This is a genomic window from Paenibacillus sp. J31R30, from assembly GCF_059692115.1.
This window is the reverse complement of sequence record NZ_JCAUAV010000002.1, coordinates 1,290,346-1,315,629: the sequence shown is the minus strand read 5'-3', so window position 1 is coordinate 1,315,629 and position 25,284 is coordinate 1,290,346. Positions and strand designations below refer to the sequence as shown.

Annotated in this window: 24 protein-coding genes; 5 read left to right on the top strand and 19 right to left on the bottom strand. The window is 47.5% G+C overall.

Features of this window, described 5'->3' with window-relative positions; translation table 11 throughout:
• Nucleotides 1-229: 229 nt before the first annotated feature.
• The 17 genes from AC58QO_RS11460 to AC58QO_RS11380 form a co-directional block, all read right to left on the bottom strand.
• The gene (locus AC58QO_RS11460) at nt 230-2,425 is read right to left on the bottom strand and encodes an alpha-galactosidase (protein WP_497265417.1); all 2,196 of its coding nucleotides are present in this window, start codon (nt 2,423-2,425) and stop codon (nt 230-232) included.
• Between the two features lie 156 nt (nt 2,426-2,581).
• A complete protein-coding gene (locus AC58QO_RS11455) occupies nt 2,582-2,869 on the bottom strand; it encodes a ferredoxin family protein (RefSeq protein WP_028554142.1) in 288 nt (95 codons plus the stop codon).
• Nucleotides 2,866-4,176, bottom strand: coding sequence for an FAD-dependent oxidoreductase (locus tag AC58QO_RS11450; RefSeq protein WP_497265416.1), 1,311 nt, complete (start codon nt 4,174-4,176; stop codon nt 2,866-2,868). The genes AC58QO_RS11455 and AC58QO_RS11450 overlap by 4 nt, the downstream gene beginning before the upstream one ends.
• Nucleotides 4,173-5,312, bottom strand: a complete 1,140-nt coding sequence (locus tag AC58QO_RS11445) for an electron transfer flavoprotein subunit alpha/FixB family protein (RefSeq protein ID WP_497265415.1) — start codon at nt 5,310-5,312, stop codon at nt 4,173-4,175. The genes AC58QO_RS11450 and AC58QO_RS11445 overlap by 4 nt, the downstream gene beginning before the upstream one ends.
• A gap of 24 nt (nt 5,313-5,336) precedes the next feature.
• Entirely contained in the window at nt 5,337-6,170 is an 834-nt protein-coding gene (locus AC58QO_RS11440; protein ID WP_497265414.1) for an electron transfer flavoprotein subunit beta/FixA family protein, read from the bottom strand.
• Nucleotides 6,171-6,917: 747 nt separating this feature from the next.
• On the bottom strand, nt 6,918-8,240 hold the full coding sequence (locus tag AC58QO_RS11435; RefSeq protein ID WP_497265413.1) for an LLM class flavin-dependent oxidoreductase: 1,323 nt from the start codon (nt 8,238-8,240) through the stop codon (nt 6,918-6,920).
• Between the two features lie 16 nt (nt 8,241-8,256).
• On the bottom strand, nt 8,257-8,787 hold the full coding sequence (locus AC58QO_RS11430) for a GNAT family N-acetyltransferase (protein WP_497265412.1): 531 nt from the start codon (nt 8,785-8,787) through the stop codon (nt 8,257-8,259).
• A 13-nt stretch (nt 8,788-8,800) separates the two neighbouring features.
• Nucleotides 8,801-9,277 carry a DinB family protein gene (locus AC58QO_RS11425; RefSeq protein ID WP_497265411.1) on the bottom strand — a complete coding sequence of 159 codons (477 nt, stop codon included), beginning with the start codon at nt 9,275-9,277 and terminating at the stop codon, nt 8,801-8,803.
• A complete protein-coding gene (locus AC58QO_RS11420; protein WP_497265410.1) occupies nt 9,274-10,461 on the bottom strand; it encodes a M20 peptidase aminoacylase family protein in 1,188 nt (395 codons plus the stop codon). The genes AC58QO_RS11425 and AC58QO_RS11420 overlap by 4 nt, the downstream gene beginning before the upstream one ends.
• Nucleotides 10,462-10,481: 20 nt before the next feature.
• The gene (locus tag AC58QO_RS11415; RefSeq protein WP_497265409.1) at nt 10,482-11,492 is read right to left on the bottom strand and encodes an LLM class flavin-dependent oxidoreductase; all 1,011 of its coding nucleotides are present in this window, start codon (nt 11,490-11,492) and stop codon (nt 10,482-10,484) included.
• A gap of 34 nt (nt 11,493-11,526) precedes the next feature.
• Nucleotides 11,527-12,279 (bottom strand): amino acid ABC transporter ATP-binding protein, encoded by a 753-nt coding sequence (locus AC58QO_RS11410; protein WP_497265408.1) that lies wholly within the window; start codon nt 12,277-12,279, stop codon nt 11,527-11,529.
• The gene (locus AC58QO_RS11405; protein WP_497265407.1) at nt 12,276-12,986 is read right to left on the bottom strand and encodes an amino acid ABC transporter permease; all 711 of its coding nucleotides are present in this window, start codon (nt 12,984-12,986) and stop codon (nt 12,276-12,278) included. Before AC58QO_RS11405 ends, AC58QO_RS11410 begins: the two co-directional genes overlap by 4 nt.
• A complete protein-coding gene (locus AC58QO_RS11400; RefSeq protein ID WP_497265406.1) occupies nt 12,983-13,759 on the bottom strand; it encodes an amino acid ABC transporter permease in 777 nt (258 codons plus the stop codon). Before AC58QO_RS11400 ends, AC58QO_RS11405 begins: the two co-directional genes overlap by 4 nt.
• A gap of 40 nt (nt 13,760-13,799) precedes the next feature.
• On the bottom strand, nt 13,800-14,681 hold the full coding sequence (locus AC58QO_RS11395) for a transporter substrate-binding domain-containing protein (RefSeq protein ID WP_497265405.1): 882 nt from the start codon (nt 14,679-14,681) through the stop codon (nt 13,800-13,802).
• Between the two features lie 137 nt (nt 14,682-14,818).
• On the bottom strand, nt 14,819-15,715 hold the full coding sequence (locus AC58QO_RS11390; RefSeq protein ID WP_497265404.1) for a LysR substrate-binding domain-containing protein: 897 nt from the start codon (nt 15,713-15,715) through the stop codon (nt 14,819-14,821).
• A gap of 162 nt (nt 15,716-15,877) precedes the next feature.
• Nucleotides 15,878-17,548 carry a DUF4091 domain-containing protein gene (locus AC58QO_RS11385; RefSeq protein WP_497265403.1) on the bottom strand — a complete coding sequence of 557 codons (1,671 nt, stop codon included), beginning with the start codon at nt 17,546-17,548 and terminating at the stop codon, nt 15,878-15,880.
• 48 nt (nt 17,549-17,596) lie between these two features.
• Entirely contained in the window at nt 17,597-18,730 is a 1,134-nt protein-coding gene (locus AC58QO_RS11380; protein ID WP_497265402.1) for a Gfo/Idh/MocA family protein, read from the bottom strand.
• A gap of 146 nt (nt 18,731-18,876) precedes the next feature.
• On the opposite strand from AC58QO_RS11380, the gene AC58QO_RS11375 reads away from it, so the two are divergent.
• Entirely contained in the window at nt 18,877-19,773 is an 897-nt protein-coding gene (locus tag AC58QO_RS11375) for a helix-turn-helix domain-containing protein (protein ID WP_497265401.1), read from the top strand.
• An 82-nt stretch (nt 19,774-19,855) separates the two neighbouring features.
• Here AC58QO_RS11375 and AC58QO_RS11370 read toward each other — a convergent pair whose 3' ends face one another.
• The gene (locus tag AC58QO_RS11370) at nt 19,856-20,296 is read right to left on the bottom strand and encodes a GNAT family N-acetyltransferase (protein ID WP_497265400.1); all 441 of its coding nucleotides are present in this window, start codon (nt 20,294-20,296) and stop codon (nt 19,856-19,858) included.
• A 55-nt stretch (nt 20,297-20,351) separates the two neighbouring features.
• Entirely contained in the window at nt 20,352-21,683 is a 1,332-nt protein-coding gene (locus AC58QO_RS11365) for an MFS transporter (protein WP_497265399.1), read from the bottom strand.
• Between the two features lie 184 nt (nt 21,684-21,867).
• Here AC58QO_RS11365 and AC58QO_RS11360 point away from each other — a divergent pair, with 184 nt between their 5' ends.
• The 4 genes from AC58QO_RS11360 to AC58QO_RS11345 all read left to right on the top strand — a co-directional run bounded on the left by AC58QO_RS11360 (nt 21,868) and on the right by AC58QO_RS11345 (nt 25,245).
• Nucleotides 21,868-22,632 (top strand): sulfite exporter TauE/SafE family protein, encoded by a 765-nt coding sequence (locus tag AC58QO_RS11360; protein WP_497265398.1) that lies wholly within the window; start codon nt 21,868-21,870, stop codon nt 22,630-22,632.
• A gap of 205 nt (nt 22,633-22,837) precedes the next feature.
• Nucleotides 22,838-23,239: an aspartate 1-decarboxylase gene (gene panD, locus AC58QO_RS11355; RefSeq protein ID WP_497265397.1), complete on the top strand. Its 402-nt coding sequence runs from the start codon at nt 22,838-22,840 to the stop codon at nt 23,237-23,239.
• Nucleotides 23,232-23,978 carry a YheC/YheD family protein gene (locus tag AC58QO_RS11350; protein ID WP_497265396.1) on the top strand — a complete coding sequence of 249 codons (747 nt, stop codon included), beginning with the start codon at nt 23,232-23,234 and terminating at the stop codon, nt 23,976-23,978. Before panD ends, AC58QO_RS11350 begins: the two co-directional genes overlap by 8 nt.
• A gap of 34 nt (nt 23,979-24,012) precedes the next feature.
• Nucleotides 24,013-25,245, top strand: coding sequence for a threonine synthase (locus AC58QO_RS11345; RefSeq protein WP_497265395.1), 1,233 nt, complete (start codon nt 24,013-24,015; stop codon nt 25,243-25,245).
• The last annotated feature ends 39 nt before the right edge of the window (nt 25,246-25,284 follow it).

Here is a 25,284-nt window from a genome sequence, read left to right as displayed (position 1 = left end):
ATCATAGCGCAAAATTCCCGAAAAATGAATCTACTTACACTGAAAGTTGAGCAAAATCGATTTTGGGCTATTCTCCACCATAACATATTTGGCTGAATCGATTTTCTGTGGTATCTGCAAGAACGGTTGTTGTAGATACTACAGAAAATGATTTTCGCCGAAATGCGACTTCCGAGAAGAGAAAAAAACACCCCCATTTCCCTGAGAACGGGTAATGGGGGGAATATGTTTACTGCTGCTTAGCCTCAAGCAGCCAAATCTTGCTTTGGAAGTCGCCATGGAGACCAGCGACAGGAAGACCGGCGTACAATAGATGATCGCCGGGGAACAGCCCTTCTGAGCCTTCGATTTGATAATCGAAGTCAGGGTTAAGTCCCTTGAGCCGCAATGTTTTCAGCGGCGCATAAGGTTCAGCAAGCACGCGAACGAAGACGACCATGGCCTGTGTCTTGTCCTCGGAGACAATCATCCATGCGGTATCGTTCCCCTCGAACGGGCTCAACAGGCGATACATATCGCCAAATTGGACAAGCGGTCGAATTTGCTTGTAGTCGGCAACTTGACGTTTGACGAGCTCTTTCTCTTCGTCGGTGAACTTCGTCAGATCCAGTTCATAGCCGAAGTTACCAGACATCGCAACATGCCCGCGGGTTTCCAAGGACGTTATGCGATGAACTTGATGATTAGGCACCGCGGATACATGCGAGCCCATGGAGCTAACAGGGTACACGATACTAGTCCCATATTGGATTTTCAGACGGCACACGGCATCGGTGTTATCGCTCGTCCAAGTTTGCGGCATGTAATGCAGAATGCCTGGGTCGAAACGGCCGCCGCCGCCTGAGCAGCTTTCAAACAGGATGTGCGGATATTCGGTTGTGATAGCTTCCATAACGCGATACAGGCCAAGCATATAACGATGAGCCGTCTCTCTTTGGCGTTCAGGCGGCAAGGCAGCGGAGCCAATTTCGGTCATATTCCGATTCATGTCCCACTTGACATACGTGATCGGAGCACTGCTTAAGATGTTACGCAGCATGCTCATCACGCCATCACATACATCTTCACGTGAAAAATCAAGAATTAGCTGCCCACGACCTTCGGTACGTCGACGATCCGGCACATGCAGGCACCAGTCGGGGTGCTTCCGATACAAATCACTCTCAGGCGATACCATTTCAGGCTCAAACCATAGGCCAAATTCAAGTCCAAGCTTGTTCACACGCTCTACCAAATCCTCAAGCCCGCCGGGAAGCTTCGCCTTGTCGACAACCCAGTCCCCCAGTGACGTCGTGTCATCATTTCTTTTACCAAACCAACCATCATCAAGTACGAAAAGCTCAATACCCAGCTCTTTACCAGCCCGAGCGATACTCTCAATTTTATCCGCGTTAAAATCGAAATACGTCGCTTCCCAGTTGTTGACTAGGACAGGTCGTACACGATCTCGGAACTCACCGCGGCAAAGTCGCGTACGGTACAGGCGGTGGTAAGTTCTGGACATGTCGCCAAGCCCGTTACTGGAGTACACCATCACAGCTTCCGGTGTTTGGAATTGTTGTCCTGGCTCTAACAGCCAGCTGAAATCAAACGGATTGATTCCGATAGAGACACGTGCAGTTGCAAAAGGATCTACTTCCGCATACGCTGCGAAGTTACCGCTATAAACGAGATTAAAACCATACACATCGCCATAATCTTCATTTGCATCTTTGGCGAGCAAAGCAACGAACGGGTTATGCTGATGACTGCTTGCCCCGCGGCGGCTTTCGACCGTCAATTTTCCAGGAGCTAACGCTCTTCTTTCAATATGACGCTCGCGCGCCCAACTGCCTGAAAGTTGTAACAAATCCCAATCTGCATGAGAATAATCGACGCTCATACTTAATGCGCGAAGCAGCTTGAGATCCGCCGTGCCTTCGTTAACCAATCGAACGGAACGTGTGATCGCTGCATGATTGGCGAAAATCGTATATGACAGAATAGCTCGCAAACCAGCAACTTTATCTACGAGTTCAATTTCCAACGTTTCAGCTTCATGATCATCTTCTACATAAGTAGATGGTAAGCCCTCCAGTGCAAGCTTTCCTTGCACAATACGATGCTTGTCATAGACAAGCTCAGTAATCGTAGAACCGTTAGGAAGCGCAACTTGATACGCCGGCTCGCGAAAATCGCTTGTCCCATATGCAGGATATTCCTGTGGTAACGTATCAAAAGAGATCTTTCTATTTTCCTTCACTGGATTCGGACTAAAAGAAGCGCGTTCTGTATATTGAATAACCGTACTAAGTTGGCCTGACCGAATAGGACGCCCCCAGTATACGTGGGCTGGGTAGGATGCGTTAACGAGTTGAATCACATAGCTCATGTGCTTATTGTGTAAATGAAAGATACCTTCTGCTTGTTCAAAAGAAATGGTCATTAATAATCCCTCCTACCGTCTATTATCGGTTCCTGAAGGGAACAAAACTATGGAGAATCTACACCTACATATGGAGAAATGTCGTTTTTTGCAAAAAAATAGAGCCAAGACCTTTGATTGATCGGTCTTGGCTCTATTTTCATCCACATGTTACATTTAGCCGTACTTATACGTCATGCCGTGTCCGCCCTTCGGATACACCCAATCAATATTGTACGAAGGACACGCAATGCGACATGTGCCGCATTCAATGCAATTTTCAAACGCAACGGTCGTGATCTTGAGTTTCTTTTCCCACTCGTACACATCGGAAGGACAGAAATAATTGCAGTCTTTGGTCACACAGTTCAAGCAAGTTTGTTTATCTTTGATCACGAGGTGGGATTTATCATCGCATTTGTAACGAATGGTAAACAGTTTATCTGAAATATCACTTTGGCTCATCCGTTCATCGCCCTCCATCCCTTGTAGCCCAGCTTCATCAAGTTTACAGTGCCGCCAGCGGCATTTTTGATGAGCTTCATGGCCATTTTTTGCTTCTCAGCTTTCGTAATACCATCGACGAGGAACATGTTATAGGCAGCTTCATTAACAGCACGAGGCAGCCTGTCAAACAATAATTCAGGATCCTGCTCTTTCAAAAATTGGTGCATGCCTTTGTACTTCTGTAAATCCTTGTGAACAAAGGATTCGCGGATTTTATTATCGTAGAGATGCATGGTCGGGGCTGAAAAATCCCCGCGTGCCTTCGCTTCGATAATGGCCTCCCCTGCCAGTCGACCGGAGGTCATCGCGAGATTTGTCCCCTCCCGGTGGACAAAGTTAATCAATTGCGCGGCATCGCCGCACACACACCAGCCATCACCAGATAAGGTAGGAATGGAGTGAAAACCGCCCTCTGGAATGAGATGACCGGAATATTCTTTGGTTTCCCCGCCTTGAATCAGCTTACGAATCATTGGATGCTGTTTGACAGCATCAAGCACAGCGTATGGCTTCACTTTTTTATCACGCAAATGATTCACCATCACACCGACCCCTAACGAGATCGTTTCTTTATTCGTGTACAGGAAGCCCATGCCCGCCATACCAAGCGAAGTTTCGCCCATGAATTCAATGGTGACCCCCTCGTCTCCCTCAAGCCCGAAGCGATCCTCAATTTTCTCCCGGGGCAGCGCAATAACTTCTTTTACTGCCAAAGACACCTCATCTGGCATCCATTCCTTATGAATCCCCATCGCTTTGCCTAGCAAGGAGTTCACGCCATCGGCAATGACGACAACGTCGGCATACAAATCACCGTCATCACGGTCAGTTCGCACACCTACAACTTTGTTGCCTTCCCGAATCACGTCTAGAGCAACGGTTTCGTAAATTGGAATCGCCCCAGCCGCGACGGCTTTTTCAGCGAACCACTGATCGAACTTAACTCGCAGACCTGTGAAGCAGTTGAATGGCTCCTTGTAAGCCTCGTTGCGATGACCGAATGTGACCATGGACTCTTTGCCCATCATCCAAATCCGCTGCTCAACAATGTAACGCTCCATCGGGAAGTTTTTCTCTGTCCAAAACTCTGGAACTAGCTCTTCAATTTGCTTGCGATAGAGGACGCCTCCAAAAATGTTTTTGGCACCTGGAAACTCGCCTCGTTCGAGAAGTACAACTGATAGGCCAGCTCTTGCCATCGTTAAGGCCGCAGCAGCTCCGGCTGGACCACCGCCAACGACGATCGCGTCGAATTTTTCGTTCATTTCGCTTCACTCCTCTCTCGTGCGAAGGTGGTCACTTCCGCAGCCGGGGTCGTCGCTGCTTGCGTGTCAGCCACTGATGACGATTGAATGCCGAAAAGCGTTCGACGCTTTCTGAATTCCTCCGTGATGGCAGGGACAATTTTGAACAAATCGCCAACAAGGCCGTAATGGGCAAATTGGAAAATGGGCGCCTTCTCATCCTTGTTGATCGCGACAACGACATCGGCATGGCTCATGCCGACTGTATGCTGCACCGCGCCAGAGATGCCGATGGCGAAGTAGAGCTTCGGCCGCACCGTGGCGCCCGTCTGCCCTACTTGATGCTCATGGCTGATCCAGCCAGCATCAACGGCGGCGCGGGACGCGCCAACGACACCGCCGAGCGCATCCGCTAGCTCGGCGAGCAGCTTGAAAGCCTCGGGCCCGCCTAAGCCGCGGCCCCCTGCAACGATAATCTCGCAGTCCTCGAGATTCAGCTTGCCTGTTTCGCGCAGGAATTCGAGCACCTGCGCGTCAATCTCTTCCTCACGCATCGTGGCCTCAATGCGAATGATTTCACCTTGGCGCGCGGCATCCTTAGGCAGCGCCTGAAACACACCGGCACGCGCTGTCGCCATCTGCGGCCGGTACTGCTTGCAGAGGATGGTAGCCATCATCTTCTCGGAGAAAGCCGGCCGGCTGGCCAGCAGCAGCCTTGACGGCGGCGGCTCCACGTCGAGCTGCGTCGTGTCGGCCGTCAACCCCGTCGGCAGGTGCGTTGCGATCGCACCTGCCAGGTCGCGGCCCGTCGCTGTCGCGCCGAACAGCACGATCTCGGGCTTCGCATCCTCGATCAGCTTCAAGCAGACCCGGCTGTATGGCCGGGTCCTATAATCGCGAAGCTCTGCGGCTTCGCAGAGGTAAACCCTGTCCGCGCCGTATGCCACGGCTTCATCGGCGAGATGTGCGACATTCTCGCCGATGACGAGCGCCATGAGCGGCGCTTCCAGCTTCGCTGCCAGCTTCTTGCCTTCGCCCAGCAGCTGCCAAGACACCTTTTTCGCAATGCCTTCGCGCTGCTCAACAACGATCAAAACCCCTCGATACGCCGACCAATCCGGCATCGATGGATCTATCTGTTCCGTTTCTTTTGCCATCGTGTCATCCTCCGTTCCTATCTATCAAGCCCAATCCAACAGGGTCTGCATGTCTTTCGTCAGGAGCTGGTCGGCTAGCTGAGCAGCCGCAGTTTCTGGACTATCAAAAGAGATCATTTGCGTTTTCACCGCTTTGACTTCTGGCACCCATGTTTTGGCAACGATCGTTGGTGAGCCTTTAAGACCAATCTTTGCCCGCTCCAAATCTGGGAAATCAGCCGTTGTCCAAACGGTAGGCTTATAACGGGCTGCTCGAATCATACCTGGCAGCGACGCCCGCCTTACTTTATTCAGCTCTTTCAGCGCCGTGATCAGAACTGGCATGCTTGTCTCCACAACCTCTATGCCATCCTCCAAAAGCCGGTGAACGCGTACTTTGCGATTTTCTTCATCGACCTTCACGACTTTGTTCACATAGGTAAGTTGTTCCAAATCCAATCGACACGCTACGCCCGGACCAACTTGTCCCGTATCGCCATCCAACGTTTGTTTGCCGCAGAAAACGATATCCACCGGCCCCCAAGTTTCCGCAATTTTGCGTATCGTTCGCGCGACAACGTACGAGGTAGCTAGCGTGTCCGCTCCTGCAAAACCACGATCCGTCACCAATACAGCATCATCGGCGCCTAGGGAGATACATTCTTTGAGCCCTTTTTCAGCGGGTGGCGGCCCCATCGTGACAACCGTAATGCGTGCACCTTGCTCATCCTTAATGCGCAGCGCCTCTTCCAAGCCATGCATATCATAGAAATTCACAATGCTGGGGACACCTTGACGAATGAGCGTATTATTCTTGGGATCAATGCGAATTTCTCTAGAATCCGGAACTTGTTTAATACAAACAACAATATGCAGCATCTCTGCACCCTCCTATTTCTGCGGGGACTGGCTTGCATGTTTTCACAACTGGCTGGTGAGAGCCTGTCATCATTGTGAAATTTGTCACGTAAATGTCGATACGGAATCGCTTTCAGGGCATCACATGACTTATCGAACAAGCAGAAAGATAAGAATCTAACACAGTATATGCGCGAAGGTGAGGAACTTGACTAAAGCATTGAAAAAAAGAAGATACCTGTTCTCGCTCATGAACGTAGTTATTCAGCTCTATAATGGAACTACTTCTGAAGCCTCAATTTTATTGTAGATACCATAGAAATTAGTGTAGCTAGATAGGATGGGAGGGGGAGAATCGACTTACTTCGGATCGTTAATGAAATAGTTCACTACTAGAAACGGAACCCAATGATTTACACGATCTCCTTCGTTCGACCCACAATCTCAACAAAAGCCGTATTCTGTGATATCTGCAAGGATTCAAAAAGTTTATCTCCAACCTCTCTTTTTTGACCATAGTAATATTAGAAGTGATACTGCTGAATCCACAATTTTTATTGTAGGTACCACAGAAAATTGATAACTAGATAGGATGGCGGTGCTGTAGTCTTACTTTGTGCGGTGAGTGACTAGACTTGCTTTGGACACTAATGAGCGACCTTGTTTCGAGAAGATGGTTTCAGTTGAAAAGAACTGACGAAATATAAAAAGACTGTCCACTGGCTGTTTCAGCCAAGTATGAACAGTCTCACAAATAATTGCTATCCCCTACACATTCACCTTCGTATACCGATTCGCCGGAACCGGAATGCCGAGATTCCCGCGAAGTGTATCTGCTTCGTACTCAGTTCTATACAGTCCGCGCTCCTGCAGAATTGGCACAACGTGATCAACGAAGTCGTCCAACCCTTTGGGCAAGGCCACAGCGATAATAAAGCCATCTGCGGCATTTTCTTCGAACCATGCTTGCACACGATCAGCAACATATTCAGGCGTGCCTGTGAATTCGTTACGAGGCGTAGCCACATTCAAAGCTACTTGGCGCAGCGTTAGATTCTTTTCTTTTGCTGTTTGCTTAATTTTGTCGGTTCCGCTGCGGAAGCTATTGCTGCCGAATTCACCTAAATCGGGGAATGGCTCATCTAACGGATATTGAGAGAAATCGTGATGCTCGAAGAATCTGCCTAGGTAATCCAGCGCTTTGTCAATGGTGACGAGATTCGCGACTTCTTGATATTTGCGCTCGGCTTCTTCTTCTGTGAGTCCGATAATCGGGGCTATGCCTGGTAAAATAACAACTTCGTCCGGATTACGTCCTTCGGAGGCGGCTCTCTTTTTGATATCAGCATAATAAGCTTTCGCTTCTTCAATCGACTCATGTCCTGCAAAAATCGCATCCGCCACTTTCGCAGCAAACGCTCGGCCATCTTCTGACGCGCCCGCTTGGAAAATGACCGGCTGCCCCTGTCTTGAACGAGCGATATTCAACGGCCCCTGGACGGAGAAATATTCACCTTTGTGGTTCAAGGTGTGGAGCTTACTCGGGTCAAAAAACACGCCGCTCTCCTTATCACGTACAAACGCGTCATCTTCCCACGAATCCCATAGCCCGCGTGTCACTTCCAAGTATTCATTGGCGATCCGATAGCGCTCTGGATGTGACGGGTGCTCCGCTTTGCTATAGTTTTTGGCTGAACCTTCCAGTGGCGAGGTAACTACGTTCCAACCGGAACGTCCATCACTAATCAAATCGATGGAAGCAAATTGCCGTGCCACGGTGAACGGCTCACTGTACGAAGTCGATAACGTACCCACCAATCCAATGTGTGAAGTGACGGATGCCAAGGCAGATAAAATGGTAATCGGTTCAAACCGATTGAGGAAGTGGGGGATTGATTTTTCCGTAATATATAAACCATCCGCGATGAATAAAAGATCGAATTTACCGGATTCGGCTTTCTGAGCCTGTTGTTTATAAAACCCAAAATTCACACTGGCGTCCGTAATTGCCTCGGGGTGTCTCCAACCTGACACATTACCGCCAACCCCATGAATAATAGCACCTAATTTTAGTTGTTTCTGCTTAGCCATTGTCCTCTCCATCCTTTCACAATATCGATGCGGTCTGTATGTGTAGGCGATAGCTTTTCACGAGAATATCACCTTTTTGAATATCTTTTTCATACGCGCGTTCAAAGCCCAGACGTTCATAGAGCTTCACAGCCGATTCCATCAAATCCGAGGTGTGCAAATGCAGGGTGTCTGCACCTAACTCGGCAGCGCGTTTCACATTTTCTTTAATCAACGCTGTAGCGATTCCCCTGCCTCTAGCACTTGGCGAAACTGCAAGTAACCGAAGGATGGGGGACTCAATCTCAAGCTCTGGCGCGCCATATGCGTCTTCGGAGGAATGGAACAACTGCGAACTCCCGATTATTTCATCGCCGATTAAGGCAATGATGCGCGCAATCGGTTTATCACTATCAACTGAAGCTAAGATACTTTCTTTATATTGATCCCAGCCCTCTGGAGGCAGTACAGCGCGATATTGACCATATGCATCTTCTAGAACTCTTCGAATCGCCTCACGGTCACTTTCATTGGCATCCCGAATGTGAACGTCTTTTGCATCCGCCATACGCTACCCCTCCCTATACACGCGCTTCAAGAGCGCTTTTAATTCGTGCAATTTGTGCCAAATGAACCTGCACATGTGCGATAAAGGAATGAACAACATCTTTTAATGTGAGTGTTTGCCCTTTGAAATTAACGCCTGTTTTCTCCCAATCCTCCGTTGACAATCGCCCAAACAACGCATGGTTATATACTAATAAGGACTGAAAAATAGCTAATATATCGGATGCTAAGCTTGCATTTGCCTTGGAATTGCTGACCCATGAATCTTGATCAAAAGCTGGCAATAGTGCGGATGCACCCGCTAAGATGGCACGAATACGAAAGGAAACGACAATGTTATGGTCGGCCAAATGAGACAGAACCTCCGTTACACTCCATTTATCCGGTGCTGGCTTCCAAACCAATTGCCCTCCGCTCAGTCCCTGAATAGCTTCCTGAAGTTGTTGATGGGTATGCAAATAGGCTGATAAATCGGGAATCGATGTACTCATGTTGATACCTCCAGTGGAATGTCGGATGATAGGTTTTCTAAGGCTTTCTGGGCTAAAATAGCAAAATATCGCGCGCTAATCGGTAATGCTCGTTCATCAATATCAAAAGCAGGATGATGCCACTCATGCGGACCTGATGTACCCATAAATACGAAGACACCAGGGACTTGCTTCTGGTAAAAAGCGAAATCCTCACCAGCTGGTGACGGGATAGGTGTAATGACATCCAAACCAGCTTGCTCGGCAGCTTCCGTCGCCAACAAAGCTAATTCCTTATCATTGAACACCGCTGGCGGCCCTTGGATCCAACGAACAACAGCCTTCGTGCCATAAGCAGCGGCTACACCATGTACAACCTGCTCTAATCGCTTGATTACCAGAGTTCGAACACTATCTTCAAATGTACGCAAAGTGCCATCCAAAATGGCTTTATCGGGAATCACATTCCAAGCCGTACCGCTGTGGATACGTGTCACACTAATAACAGCACTCTGCAATGAACTAACATTTCGACTAACAATCGATTGAAGCGCGGTTACGATGTGGGCAGCAGTCACAATGGGATCAATGCCCGCTTCTGGAACGGCCGCATGTGTACCTAATCCTTCTACTTCGATTACAAAGCCATCTGCCGACGCCATTAAGGGGCCTGCTTTAATGCCAATCGTCCCTACAGGGAGATCCGGTTTATTATGCATCCCATAAATGGCACGCACATCGCGCAACGCACCGCTGTTGATAACGAGCTCCGCGCCCTGTGCTTTCTCCTCTGCCGGTTGGAAAATGAAACGCACAGTTCCCTTCAGCTCACTCTCGTGCTGTTTGAGCAAGAATGCTGCGCCAAGCACAGCAGCCGTATGAAAATCATGGCCGCAAGCGTGCATCTTACCTGCAACCTGCGACGCATAAGGAAGACCTGTTTCTTCTTCAATCGGTAGGGCATCGATATCAGCCCGTATGGCAATAATCGGTCCCTCCTGCAAGCCACCTACCTCGGCGATTAGACCCGTTTTGAGCTGAAAATCAGTTACACGAATCCCTGCCTCTGTGAGCCAACCGCGAATGGCTGCTGTGGTTTGTATCTCCTCATGCGATAATTCAGGATGCTGATGTAAATGACGTCGGATCTCCACAAGCTTTTGAGCAAATTCCGGTGACGTCTGATGGAAATTTGTTGCACTCATCTCACATGCCTCCTTCGAACTTACACCAACGATTCCGCGAATGCTTCACTCAGCAATTCAAAGGAACGCAGTCTTTTGCTAAAATCTTTCACGGATGTCGTTACGATAAATTCATCGATGCTATATTTTTGCTGAAGGTCGAGAAGTTTGTGACGTACGGTCTCTTTCGTACCTCGCGTAATTTCCGCCTGTTTCTCTTCAACAGTAAACTTAGCCTGCGTTTGGCGACCATATTCCTCAGCCTGCTCAAGCGTTCCGACGGTTAAGGTTTTGCCATTTTCCAAATGGATTTTGACATTCTTATACTCTCCAGCAAGCTCGTTAGCTTCTTCTTCCGTATCTGCTACGATAAGCGAGAGTGCCAAGATCAGCTGGGGTTTGGTTCCTTTTTCCGTATTAAAATGGTGATGATACGCTTCAAAAGCGGACTCAGCAATCGCATGATCCCCATTGATGAACTGGGCGAAAACATAAGGTAATCCGGCCTCAGCAGCTAATAGTGCGCTTGCCGCACTTGCGCCAAGGATATAAACATCCACAGGCACGGTAGGAATTGGCGAGACACGCAAACCTTTCAAGGGGTGATCGTCATGGAGCTGATTGCGAACAAATTGCTGAAGATCACTCAGTTTATCTGCTAAAGATGCTGCTTCAGTAATGCCCTGCTGCAGCGCTTTGGTTGAACGAGGCAATCCGCCAGGTGCACGGCCAATGCCAAGATCTACCCTGCCAGGTGCAAGCGAAGCCAGAACATTGAAATTCTCTGCCACCTTGTAGGGGCTGTAATGCTGCAGCATAATGCCGCCGGAGCCAATGCGTATACGCTCTGTTTTGGCAAGTAAATGTGAAATTAAAACCTCGGGCGAAGAGCCCGCTACTTGCTCGGAATCGTGATGCTCAGACACCCAGAAGCGGTGATAAGATAGCGTCTCTGCCTTCTGTACGAGTTCGATCGTATGTTGAAAAGCGTCGTAAGCTGTCTCACCTGGAAAAACCACACTTTGATCCAAAATACTCAATTTAATCCCCATGTTTGTACACTCCATTTCCTTAACTGACTTGACGCTATATGTTGTAGCTCCACTCTGGCGTAATTCGCTTCAAAAATTGTCGGGTACGCTCTTCTTTGGCTGCACCGAAAATGTCTCTTGGCTTGCCTTCTTCCACAATGACACCTTCATCCATAAAGACCACATGATTAGCCACTTCACGGGCAAAGCCCATTTCATGTGTGACGATAATCATCGTGATGCCTTCCCTCGCAATCTTCTGAATCACATCAAGGACTTCGCCTACGAGCTCAGGGTCAAGTGCTGATGTTGGCTCATCGAATAAAATAACCTCGGGATTCAAAGCCAGGGCGCGTGCAATACCTACTCGCTGCTGTTGTCCGCCAGATAGCTGACTCGGATAAGCATCTAATTTACTGCCCAATCCTACTTTCTCCAGCACTTTTACACTGGTCTCTCTTGCCTTCTCCTTAGACTGCTTCTGGACAATAACAAGCCCTTCCATGACATTTTCGAGTACAGTTTTATGCTTGAACAGATTGTAATGCTGAAACACCATGGCTGTTTTTTGCCGGAGGGCATGAATGTCCCCTTTGGTAGGACGCTTGCAATTCACGGTGAAATCCCCGATCGTCACCTCACCAAGATTCGGCTTCTCCAAATAATTCAAGCAACGGAGCAGCGTTGTTTTGCCTGAACCGCTGGGGCCAAGAATACAGACGACTTCTCCTTTTTGCACCGTCAGGTTAATCCCTTTCAGCACTTCGTTTTTACCAAACGATTTGGTGATATTCGTCAGTTGAATCATGATACGCCACCTCGGTTATACAGATTGATTCGCTTCTCTAGTAAGCCTGTGGCTCGTTCGATCAGGAACGTAATCCCCCAGAATAGGAGGGCTGCTGCAATATAAGCTTCGAAGAACTTCCAATTCGTCGTAGCGACAATTTGCGCTTTGGCGTTAATTTCCACCACTGATACGGTAAAAGCAAGCGTAGAACCGTGCAGCATACCAATCAAAGTATTGGATAAATTCGGTAAGCTTACGGCTAATGCTTGCGGCAATATAATGCGGCGAAGTGCCTGTGTCGTCGTCATACCGATCGAATAGGCAGCCTCCATTTGCCCCCGATTTATCGCCACGATACCCGATCTGACTACCTCAGAGAGGTATGCCCCGGCCGTTATGGAGAAAGAGAGAAAGGCAAACCCGATCATGGGTATAGACACGGAGCGGAAGCTCCAACCGAAAGCAACAGCAATCCCATCAATGATCATGGGTAAGCCGAAATAGATGAGCAGCAGATGCATAAGCATCGGTGTACCGCGAACAAACGTCACATACGCTGTTGCGATGTAATGAATAAAAGGCACACGGTATAGTCGGATTAAGGCTACGGATGCGCCTATCAGAAATCCAAAAAAGACAGAAACGACCGTAATCAGCAGCGTGGTAGGCAATGCAGAAAGCAACTGAACAAAGGCCGTCCATATGAATCCAGGATCAATGCTCATGCTTGGAAGCCTCCTTTATCCGGCTGTGAGGACCAGACTCCTTTGAAGAAGCGGCGCGAGAATGGCTGACGTTCTTCCGAAACTAGCGGCTGCTCGTGCTGGAGCAAACGTTTCTCGATATACATAAACAGCTTTTCTAGTCCAAAACAGATAACAAAATAGATAATGGATAATGAAATGTACGTTTCCATAAAATGCTGGGTAGCCGTTCCGAGCGTCTGTGCTTTTCCCATCAATTCCATAGCGCCTAGCGAGAAAGCCAGTGAGGTATCCTTCAAGTTGGCAATTAGCAGGTTCGTAAAGTTGGGAAGCGAGATCGCAAGTGCCTGCGGCATAATAATCCGGGTAAAAGCTTGGTAGCCTGTCATGCCTACGGAATAGGCGGCTTCCACTTGCCCTCTGTCGACTGCTTTAACCGCTGCTCGAATGACCTCTGAAATATAAGCGCCTGAATGCAGCGCAAACGTCAAAATAACGAAAGTTAGCACCGGTGCTTTGGAGACATCCACATGGATCGCCTTCAGCATTTCTGGCAGTCCATAGTAAATCAGGAACAACTGAATGAGGATCGGTGTCCCTCGGAAAAAGGAGACATACATCTGTGAAATCCGTTGCAGGACTAGGATTTGATAAAGACGGGGAAGTGCAATAAGAAATCCAAAGACGACCCCGAGCAACATCGAACAAGCAACAATGAATAAGCTGATATGAATGTAATTCACTAATTTAGGCAGGAAATCGAAAACATAGGTGATATCGAATTGGTTTGCCATTATGGCGATCTCACCTTTCTAAGAGTCATGAAATGCTTAGCTATTTCTTATCATCTTTCTGCGTGAAGTCTCCGCCTAACCACTGCGTGCTTAGCTTCGACAGCGTGCCATCTGCTTTGACAGCTTTCAGCGCCACGTCAATTTTGTCCGCAAGCTCTTGGCCGTCTTTATCGTTTTTGCGGAATAAGAAACGAACTTCGGCTTCTTCAATGATTGGGCCGACTGTCTTCAATTTGCTTTGCGGATCGACCAGTGGAAGTAAGAAATCCGCACCTAGCGATCCATCAGCCCGGCCTGTTGTAAGCTGCGTAACCAAATCATTGGCTGCACCGCTTTGATAAACGATTTTGATCGCATTATCGTTGGCTTTGTTATAATTCTCTAACAAGGTAGCCTCTGCACTCGTTGCGGTTGTTAGGGCTTTTTTGCCTTTCAAATCATCGATCGATTTCACCGTTGTGTTATCTTTGGCTACGATGACCTTCGTTTTCCAATAAGCATATGGCTCATTGTTAAACAGATATTTCTGCTCACGCTCTTTGTTCTTCTCAATTTCATGAGCGACGAAATCAATCTTGTTCGTTTCTAAGCTAAGCAGCAGGTTAGCGAAATCCATCGTTTTAAACTCCAATTCAAAGTCCGGCAACCGTTTATCTAGCTCTTTCACTAGTTCAATATCATATCCAGTCAGCTTGCCGTCTTTATCTAGAAAGGCTACATTAGGAAATTGTGTACCTGTACCTACGATAATTTTCTTTACTTTAACGGGCGCAGCCGTAGCAGCTGTACTTGCCGCAGGAGCTTTCGTGCCTTCAGCAGCAGCTTTAGGAGATGCATCCGTTGTTGCGCTTTTGGAGCCACAGCCTGCCACTACCAAAGCTAATGTTACTGTTGTTACCGTAAGTGTCGTGAATTTTCTCATCGTGAACCCCTCCGAATTTTCCGTTTATTTAATTCATATAATTCCTACTTGTTTTGTATGAATTATTGCTATGCCTTTAATTTACCATCAAGTTATCGAACTGGATAATAGAGTTTTTCTATATGCATATCGAGTGGTCAAATCGTATTCCGGATCGCCTGAGCGATTCCTTTACATAAATCTAAAGCAGAATTGAAAAATACGGCGTTCTCGCCATTCAATGCGATCATGTTGGTTTGCAGCGATATACCTGCTAATTCTGGGAAATGAATGGGGAACAGCTTTCCCTCCTTCACTTCCTGTTCGACGCAAAGACTAGGAAGAAACGCGATTCCAACACGTCCAAGAACTAATTTCTTCGCCGTCTCCAGCGTATCGGTCTGAAATTCAATGTTAGGCGGTTGCTTCATACTCGCAAATAAGCGGTGTATTCGCATCCAATCGAGAGAGCCGCACTCGAAGAAAACAAGCGGGTATTCACCAATATCATCTATAGCTATCTCATCGTTACCAATAAACGGATGACCTTCATACACATAGAGACGAATAGGATCCTCATAAGCTTTCGCCGAGAGCAGATTCGGATGACTAATGTTTCGAACAAAGCCTAAATCAAGTTCCCGATTCAGCACTTTAGTAATGATATCTTCTGACGCAGCTGTAGTTAGCTTATAGTTGACATCTGGGTACTTCATCTTCATTTTCGGGATAATCCTCGGGATAATATAGTTAGAAACAAATACGGTACACCCCAAGCGCAGCTCATTCGGCAGTGTTCGTTTCTGCTTTAATTGAATCTTACTTTTTTGAAAAGTTTGCAACAGCTGCCCGGCATATGGCAAAAACTTTTTCCCATCGTCAGTCAACGAAATCTGCTTCCCGATCCGCTCAAATAACCGACAATCCAGCTCGCGTTCAAGTGATTGAATCCGTGCTGTAACAGATGGCTGGGATAAAAAAAGCACCTCCGCCGCTTTGTTGAAGCTGCCATAATGAATGACATAGACGAATGCTTCGATATTCTCAATGTTCAATGTAAGACCACCTTTCATCAAGATTCTAATTAAACTCATTATTCCGATTAATTAACTTGGTTTTATGTTGGTATAACTATAGATCAACCCCCAGTATGTGTCAATACCAAAAAGCTGCTCCCCATGTAGTGGGAAGCAGCTTCTATCACATTAATAATCCTGCTAGCTATGCGCAGCAATCGCCTCATTAATCCTCTTCCGCACCTCGAGCATCCATTCTGTGCTGCGCGGAAAGACGGAGAACGTAAGCGGCTCTGACAAGCCTTCTTCGATTAAAGCCACTGTCCGCTCTTTGCCTATGAACGTCTCAAGCAGCTCTAAAGCTCGCATATCCTGCAGCGCTTCATAAAACACTTCCATTCGAATCGACTCAATAGGCCCTGTTTCTCCTGGATAAACCAGAAAGCTGTCTCCTGAAGGAAACGCATGCAAGGCATCCGTCACTTTAAAAGGATCCAACGGTTTAATGGCATATTGGGAGTAATAAAAGTTATATCCCCAATGCAGAAACCCCTGAATGCCGAACTTATACAACTGCAATCCGATGATTCGGTTGCGGGCGGACGGCATGTTAAAGAACCGATTCGACACTTCTTTGTACTGTGCACAGCAGTAATACGTCCATAAATCAGGAACACCTGCTTCTAAGAATGGCTCAATGTGATCGTTCGATGGAATCGGCTTCTGAACGATGCCCTGTTCATAGAAGGAGATTTCCGTCAGCGCATCAATGATCGGATACTCGGGTGGAAGAAGCTTCTGAACGAGATCACTCGCCTTCTTATACGTTTCCAAATGCTTTTGAGTAGGCTCATCCGACACGTGGAAATAGCTGCAAGAAGCGATCCCAAGTCTACGGATGACGCGATCCAGATCAGGGATCAACTGGCTTAGGAAATTGGTGTATGCCTCTCCTGTGGCAATCGTATCCCAACCTAAGATCCGCTGCGATACGCCGTCTATGTCAGCAATAATTTTGGGTGTATGCTTGGCACCCCATTGCGTAAATAAATGAGAAAATTCGAAGTATTCGACCCCTTTGCTTTGGCAGAGCTCGACCCAACGCTCCAGCTTCTCGTAATCAAATCGATACTTCGTATAGCCATCGATGTCCCCCTCAACGACTTGGACATCAATCAACTGCACCGTTGGTCGCTCACCACCAATTACGGTGTCCAACGGCGGTGTAAAGATCGGAGTCAGAATCATGTTGATTCCATGCTTGACGGCTGTATCGATAAAGTCCCCCATGAGCCTCCAGTGCTCCTCACTGAATATCGCAACATTGTACTGCGTGGCTATGCAATCCGCATGAAACCATTCGGTATGGATCAGCTTCTGCTTGGGAAGCATTGCGGAGAGGATCGTGAGCTCCAACACTTCCTCACCAAGCTTCTCCCCCTCTGCGGACAAGAAACCTACATGGATACTATATGTTCCAGCTAAAACTGAAGGATCTAAGTCAACATGAATCCAGATGGCTCTCCATTGACCTGGAAGTGCTGTTACAGTCTCCTCTTCAAGCGGATACAGCGGATCCGGATACAACCCTGGCGCTGTGCGCAATACATGCGAATCATGGTCCACATAGCAGGGCATTTCAGAAGGCACAAGACCAACCGCGCGAATTGTAAAAGGAAGACCAAGGGTTGAATAAACCTCAACTCCTATGTTTTTCAATAACTGACTTGAGGTATATGCAACCTGAAAGGCAAAGGTCTCACCTTTCAGCGCTGTTGCATGTATATAGGCAGCCTCGCGTGGAGCTTCATCTGCAAAAACCTTGGATAACGAGCTCAAGCATATCGTTTGAAAAAAACCTACTTTTTGCATGTACGTATACTCCCTCCAACTACCGATCTATCCGTTTTAATAGATGAGTTATGTCCAACTCAATGTCTGGAAAGTGCCTGTTTGTGCAGACTCCTGTGCTTTCATACACATCAGAGCACTCATCAAACCATCGTCAAGTGTCGAAATGGAGCTTGCCGTTCCCTTCATGATCTCGGTAAAATTGCGGGCCAGCTTCTCATCACCACCGAAATGATTGCTTCCAGCCGCTAATTCATAAGTTTCCACACGCGCCGTATGATGCATATGCACCTTCACTTGCCCTGTGTAGAAATCAAAATCTACTGTCCCTTTATACCCCATAAATCGCGCCCCACGTGCTGCGGCACCTTTGCGAATGAAGAAGTTTTGCGAGTAGGACATATGCATACCGCTTTCATATCGGAATAGCGCACTTCCTGAATCTTCATTCCCAGTATCTTCAGCATAACAACAATATTGCCAAGTGGGATCTAACTCTTCAGCAGACCCAACGGTACTTTCCAAGCAGGTGCGATTATCTTCACAATCCACACATTTAAGACCAGCGGATTTGTTTCCCTTGAATATTTGCTTGGACGTCATCGCACAGACGCTAATCGGATTTTGCCCCAGCACAGCTTGGATATAGTCAAAATCATGGGTTGCTTTTTGCAGGAAAAGCCCGCCTGTTTCTTCCTCATTGCGATACCAGCTTTGAAAATAAACCCGACCATAAGGCACATTATTAATGGCCTGCACGTGTTCAACGGTGCCAATTTTGCCAGATTGAACGATTTCCTTAACGAGCTCCACAATGGAGGTTACTCTTAAAGGGAAGGAGACGACGACTGGTGAAGTGGATGCCTCGTAGCCCTGTTTTAAACGTTGTAGATCTTCGAAGTTTGTAGCTACCGGCTTTTCGATATAAAGGGGAAGATTCTGGCGCAATACCTTCAGCCCCATCGTTGTATGTAGATTACATCGCGTGCCGATCATCGCCCCGTCTAATGATTCTGATTCCAACATTTGTTCTGATGTATCATAATACTTAACGTGATGCCAGCCTTTCTTATCTAGCTGAGCTTTAATCAAGTCTTTCCGTATATCTACAATCGCCGCAATTTGGCAGTCCGCATCTGCCTTCATCACTTCATGAATAACCGTTTCAATCCTTTTCCCATACCCAATTACACCAATCTTCATGCTAGCTCCCCCTCAAACTCAACGATACCTTGATTATAAAAGATGCCCCCTGCCTTTTCTTTGTCTTGAAAGCCGATTTTTTTGTTATTTCTGCTGTGATATGATAGTCCTATACACTTTGCATCGAAATATCAGGAGTGACGCCCATGGCGATTAGCGAAACGAACGCTACCGAGTATCAACGCACACATTTGAAGATGAGTCTAGTTATCCATAAAGTCATTACGATGCACTATTTTGAGTTTGGTAAAGATTATTCGTTCAATGGGGAAAAACATGACTTCTGGGAGTTTCTCTATGTCGATCGTGGCGAGGTAGAGGTTCATGCAGATGAGAATCGTTATTTACTCAAGCAAGGGTCCATTATTTTTCATAAACCGAATGAATTTCATAGCTTCTATGCAACCAAAGGAAAAGCGCCTAATTTAATCGTCATGACATTCGACTGTCATTCGAAGGCTATGCAGTTTTTTGAGCAGAAAATGCTGGTTTTGGAGGATGAGGAGCGTAATCTGCTTGCCCAAATCGTGAGAGAAGGACAACAAGCCTTCGAATTCCCTTTCGCTCACCCCCTCGTGCGTCGGCAGGATGCGCCTGTCGGAAGTGAACAAATGCTTCAGAGCTATTTGGAAATTCTTTTATTGCGTTTAATTCGAAAAACCGCTTCAGCCGAAGTTGATTTGCCGCTATCTACAGTTGCCAAAGAGAAGTCAGTCCATGATTTGACAACCCGAGTGATGGCCTATATGGCCGAACATCTCGATTCCCAACTCACGCTGAACGAGATCAGTCATGCCTTTTGTGTAGGCAAAACTCAGCTCAAAGACCTTTTCAAAAAACATACAAACTATTCAATCATGGAGTATTTCGCCAAATTGAAAATCGATCAAGCTAAAATCTTGATTCGCGAAGAATCGTATAATTTCACCGAAATCTCTAGACGGTTGGGTTTCAGTTCTGTCCACTATTTCTCCAAAGCTTTTAAGAAAGCGACGTTAATGAGCCCTTCTGAGTATGCCAGAACCGTTAAATCACGCATGTAAGCCATCATCTACTTTTACGCCAAAAAATCCCGAATGCTGCCTAATGGCATTACTCGGGATCTTCCAATTTACTCACCTATGTTTACTCTTCCTCGTCTACTTCAACCTCATACGTGCACAGGAATCGCTCCACACCGGGATACTTCTCGCCTAGGCTGCGAATAACGAAGCCTACATTTCGATAAAATTGCACTGCGTCTTCATCAGTTTCCACTGTAATACGCGTAGGCTGCATGTCTTCGATGATTTCTAGCAGCATGCCTCTACCGAAGCCAACGCCTCTGCTCTCAGGCCCAACCGCTAGATGATTCAGCGTCATCTCTTGCTTCGCGTTCATCATAAATCCAATGATCCCGACAAGGATACCTTCGGACTCGTAAGCAAATAACCAAGAGTCTTCATCTTTTTCATATAGACTAAAGGCTGACTGTAAGCTATCATCGTCAGGAAAAACACTGTAACCAAGCAATTCCTGGATTTCACCTTCATGCAGTCGAGATTTCACATTCAATAACACGTGCATTCACTTCTTTCTTTCATCGTATATCTTTCCATAATCTACTAACTTGAGCATGCTGTCAACTTGAAGCCAATTGTTGCTCTTTCCGCATCGTGCGAATCGCTAACGGCACTGCGAACGCCATCAAGCTTGCTATTAACCCATATACGAACATCCCATGGATACCTGTATAAAAGTCGTTTGATTTCGTAACGATCGACCCCATCACGGTCACACTTACCGCAGTTCCGATATTCCGGGCGAATAATTGAAGCGAAGTCGAAATCCCCTTTTGGTGAGCTTCGACGAGCTGTTGCGCGCCAATCGTAGACACCGTAAACAGCAGGCCAAACGAAAGTCCCAACATCGTTAGCGTACTGAATACGTACCAAAATGAGGTGCCTTCACGGATGAAGAAAAGCAATACCGCGGTGACGACTAGTAAAGCGTTACCTGATAGGAGCAGCGGCTTGTACCCATAGCGAATCACCCATTTCCCGCTCGGGACGGCCACAGCCATCCATCCGATCGATGTACTTAGCAGCGCAATACCGCTGACGAATAGCGAGTGCCCTTGATTTTGCAAAAACAAGGGGATATAGCTGGACGTCCCGAAAAGTGCCGCGCAGCTGAGAAACGAACCGCCAATCATGAAGGCGACTGGCCGATTCCGCATCAAATTCAAAGGAACAATCGGGGCTGCATGCCCTTTTTCATACAGGAAGAAAACGACAAGCAGGACTACACCAACGGCACCATAAAGGTAGGTATAGGAGTGGACCACAGTAATTAGAAGTAAGGACGAAATCCCTGCGGCAAACAATAGGGCCCCCCAGTAGTCGATCACGGCTTTCTTCGGTTGATACACTTCTTTGTAGGGAAGCAGGGCAAGCAGGGCAATGAGACATATCGGAACATTCACGAAGAATATCCAGCGCCAGCTCAAGTAGGTTACAAAAAACGTTCCTAATGAGGGGGCTAATATAGCGGATAATCCCCACATACCTGTGAAAAAGGCTTGCACCTTCCCTCGCTGCTCCACCGGATAGATATCTCCGGCAATAATCGATGGAAATGGCATCATCACGCCTGCACCAATTCCTTGAATGGCCCGAAAAATAATGAGCTGCACCATACTATCCGATAATCCACAGAGGACAGAACCCCCGAGAAACAAGAGAATGCCTGCGGCATATATGCGCTTGCGCCCAAATAGATCGGATAAACGTCCTGCTAACGGGGCAAGAACCGTTGAAAGCACCATATAGGAGGTAAATGCCCAGGCATACAGGCTATTCCCGCCAATATCATTCACAATGATCGGCATCGTTGTATTCGCGATTGTCGTATCCATAGACGCTACTAGCATAGCCAGTACGATACTGACCATCACGGTAGTTCGATTTCGCATGTTTAATCCTCCCAAAGCTGATTTTGACACGTCTATCCATTGTACCTGATTCTGTATTCGAAGGATAGCAAACAGTTACTCTCTTGACGTCGATAATTGGAAAATTTCTCTTTACAAATGCCTACTTCGGCACTAAAATTAATCCAATGTGTTTAGTGGGTAATTGAAAAGAGGACATGACAACATGACTTTGAGCATTATTCTAATGGGCGTAATTGTTGGATTTCTGGTCGGAATGACAGGTGTAGGCGGCGCTTCCTTACTGACTCCGATCCTCATCTTGATTGGCATTCATCCTTCCATTGCTGTAGGTACAGACCTTCTGTACAATTCGATTACGAAGCTTTTCGGTACGATCCAGCATTGGCGGCAGAAAACAATCGATTTCAAATTGGTCAAAATGCTAGCTCTTGGCAGTATTCCGGGTGTGATCGTTGCGGTTGTATTTCTGGAATTATTTGATTCTTTCTTCGACAATCAAGAAGTCATTATCAAGCATGCGCTCGGCTATGTGTTAATTCTGGTAGCCTTCGCGACGTTGTTCAAAGTCTTCTTCGGACATCGGCTGAAAGAAAATCGTTGGCAGCTGAAAACTTTAGAAGAGAAACGCTGGCTGACGATCACGATCGGAGCCGTACTAGGCTTCATCGTTGGGCTCACATCCATTGGCTCTGGCTCCTTGTATGCCATTGCCATGCTCTACTTTTTCCGAATGATTCCCGTTCAGCTCGTAGGTACGGATATCGCTCATGCCTTTCTTCTCTCCTCGACAGCAGGCATTCTGCACGCAAGTTTGGGGAACGTGAACTATTCTCTAGTTTTAAATCTTCTCATTGGTTCCATCCCCGGGGTACTCATCGGAAGCATGCTCGCAACAAAAGCACCTACGACAGTACTTCGTACGATTATTGCCACCTTAGTTTTAATTAGCGGCCTTAAATTAATTTAAAGTTGTAGCAGAGCCCTAGGCTCTGCTTTTTTTTCTATATGGAATCGCATGTCGGATTTTGCGGTTACCCGGGAAATAACGATGGTTATTCCCCCTTGGAAATGCCCATTTTTCAATAGAATTAGACCCATGCCTACACCGTGATACTTGTCTCTCTCATACGCTGTGAAGAACAACATGTGATCATAAAGGAGCGCTACTGCACATGCAGCGACTAATGTGTAAAGGGAAGATTCATCGCGCGACCGTTACGGAAGCCGATTTGGATTATGTAGGCAGCATTACTATTGATGGACTACTGATGCGCAAAGCGAATATTTATCCCTATGAAATGGTTCAAGTCACCAGTCTGCGTAATGCCACACGTTGGAAAACGTACGCGATTCCCGCTCCAGAAGGCTGCGGCAAAATCGGCCTAAACGGTCCGCCTGCCCATCTCTTCTCCCCTGGCGACCTCGTGATTATTCTCAGTATGGGTCTGATGAACGAAGAGGAAATCCGCACACTTAAACCGCAGGTTGTCTTCGTTGATGAACGCAACCAGCTTCTTCAAGTGGAGGAACATGATTTAGTCATTCAAAGGCAAGAAGAGAAAGCGTATGAGTAATCTCTCGACAAGTAAATGGACCAAATATAAAGTACTGCGCAAGTCAAAGAGGCTTCAAGCCAATCTGCCTGAAACCGAATGGTTGAGTGCCAGCAGCTTCTGGCGCATGTTAACCAAATATGGTCAAATCATTCTCAAACCGACTGGCAGTTATGGCGGGAACGGTGTTATTCGGGTCAAAACCGTCAATAGCTCAACCTATGAATTTCAAGATGGAGCCAAGAAACGGACGTATACGGCACAAGAGGAAATCAATGCCTTTATCAAGAAAAAAGCCAATAAAAATTACATCGTCCAACAGCGTGTCAATCTTGCCACCAAGAATGGCCGTCCCTTCGATCTTAGAGTGATGGTTCAACGTCACCCGAAATCGGATTGGCAAGTAACGGGGATGCTGGCGAAAGTGGCCGGCAAAGGCTTTATCGTCACGAATATTCGCAGGAGCGGCGGCAAGGTTGTCACCGTAGAGAACGCGCTCCAGCACTCCGGGCTGCAACACCTGCAGAGTTCTGCGCTCATCGCTGACCTGCATGCGGTTGCACTGCGAACGGCTGCTCAGCTTGGCCCCTCCTACCGTTGGGTCAAAACAATGGGCATTGACATGGCTTTTGATAAGCAGGGACATGTATGGATTATCGAAGTGAATTACGCCCCCATGCTCGAACTATTCTTGAAACTTCCTAATAAAGCTGCGTTCCACAAAATCAAATCATTTCATGCGAGCAGGAACAAACAATGACCGCTCTTGCCAGAGACGCTGAGGAGGCCCAGAGATGATACAAAGGGAGCTGTGTTGCTCACGATGTTCTGCAAGGCTGCCTTTCCGCTATCAAGACATGAAATGCATGTGCGGGGGCACTTTATTGGTTGACTATGATCTCGAGCACGTTGCGCGATCCTTCTCGAAACAATCCCTACAGCTGCGTTACCCCTCGATGTGGCGTTATAAGGAGCTGCTTCCGGTTCGTAATCCTGAAAATGTCGTCTCTTTAGGTGAGGGATGGACGCCTCTGCTGCGGATGCCGAGCTGGGAAAGTAAGCTATTGATTAATCGTTTGTGGATCAAAAGAGAAGAACAGAATCCTACGGGCAGCTTCAAATCGCGAGGATTTTCGGTTGCGGTTTCCTTATTGAAAGAAGCTGGAGCAACGAAGACCGCCGTTCCTTCCAATGGGAATGCGGCAGGCGCCTTGGCCGCGTATGCTGGCAGAGCCGGTATTCAAGCTTACGTCTTCATCCCCATGGACTGCCCTTCTCTCATCGTCGATGAGTGCCCTTTGTATGGGGCAATGACGGTACTAGTCGATGGCTTTATTCATGATGCCGCGGCGATTATCGAGTCTGGTCGAGCGGAGCAGGGCTGGGTAAATGTCGGTACTTTGAAGGAACCCGGCCGTGTTGAGGGCAAAAAAACAATGGGACTTGAGCTCGCCGAGCAGCTGGGATGGACATTCCCTGATGTGATCATCTATCCCACAGGCGGCGGCTCCGGTATTATTGGCATGTGGAAATCATTCCTGGAGCTGAGGTCCTTAGGCTTCATCCAAGGCGACATGCCCAGATTCGTTTGTGTCCAAGAGGAAGGCTGTCAGCCCATTGTCGATGGTGTCCTTAACATGACGCCTAGCGTTGTCAGTGATGCGACTCCATCAGCCGCGGACAGAATCATCCCGAATCCGACAGGGATGCGTGTCCCCAATCCCCCGGATTTGGGACTGCTTCTGTTGATTGTTAAGCAAAGCGGCGGAACTGCCCTCGCGGTTTCCAAAGAGCAAATTGCGGAAGCCACGCAAAGCTTAGGCTCAGAAGGCATTTCCTCTTCCCCGGAGGGCGCAGCGACATGGGCAGCGATGCTTGCCCTTTGTGACAAAGGCTGGCTTCGGCCCACTGACTCCGTCGTGCTGTTCAACACCTCGCATGCGATGAAATATGCGAAGCTCGGAGCGAGTGCAGCTATTCCCATCATCCGAACCTATGATGACTTTATGATTTATCAGGACTTATAGCCTCACACGTAAGGTTGCTGGCTCGGCGGCGGATTCCTC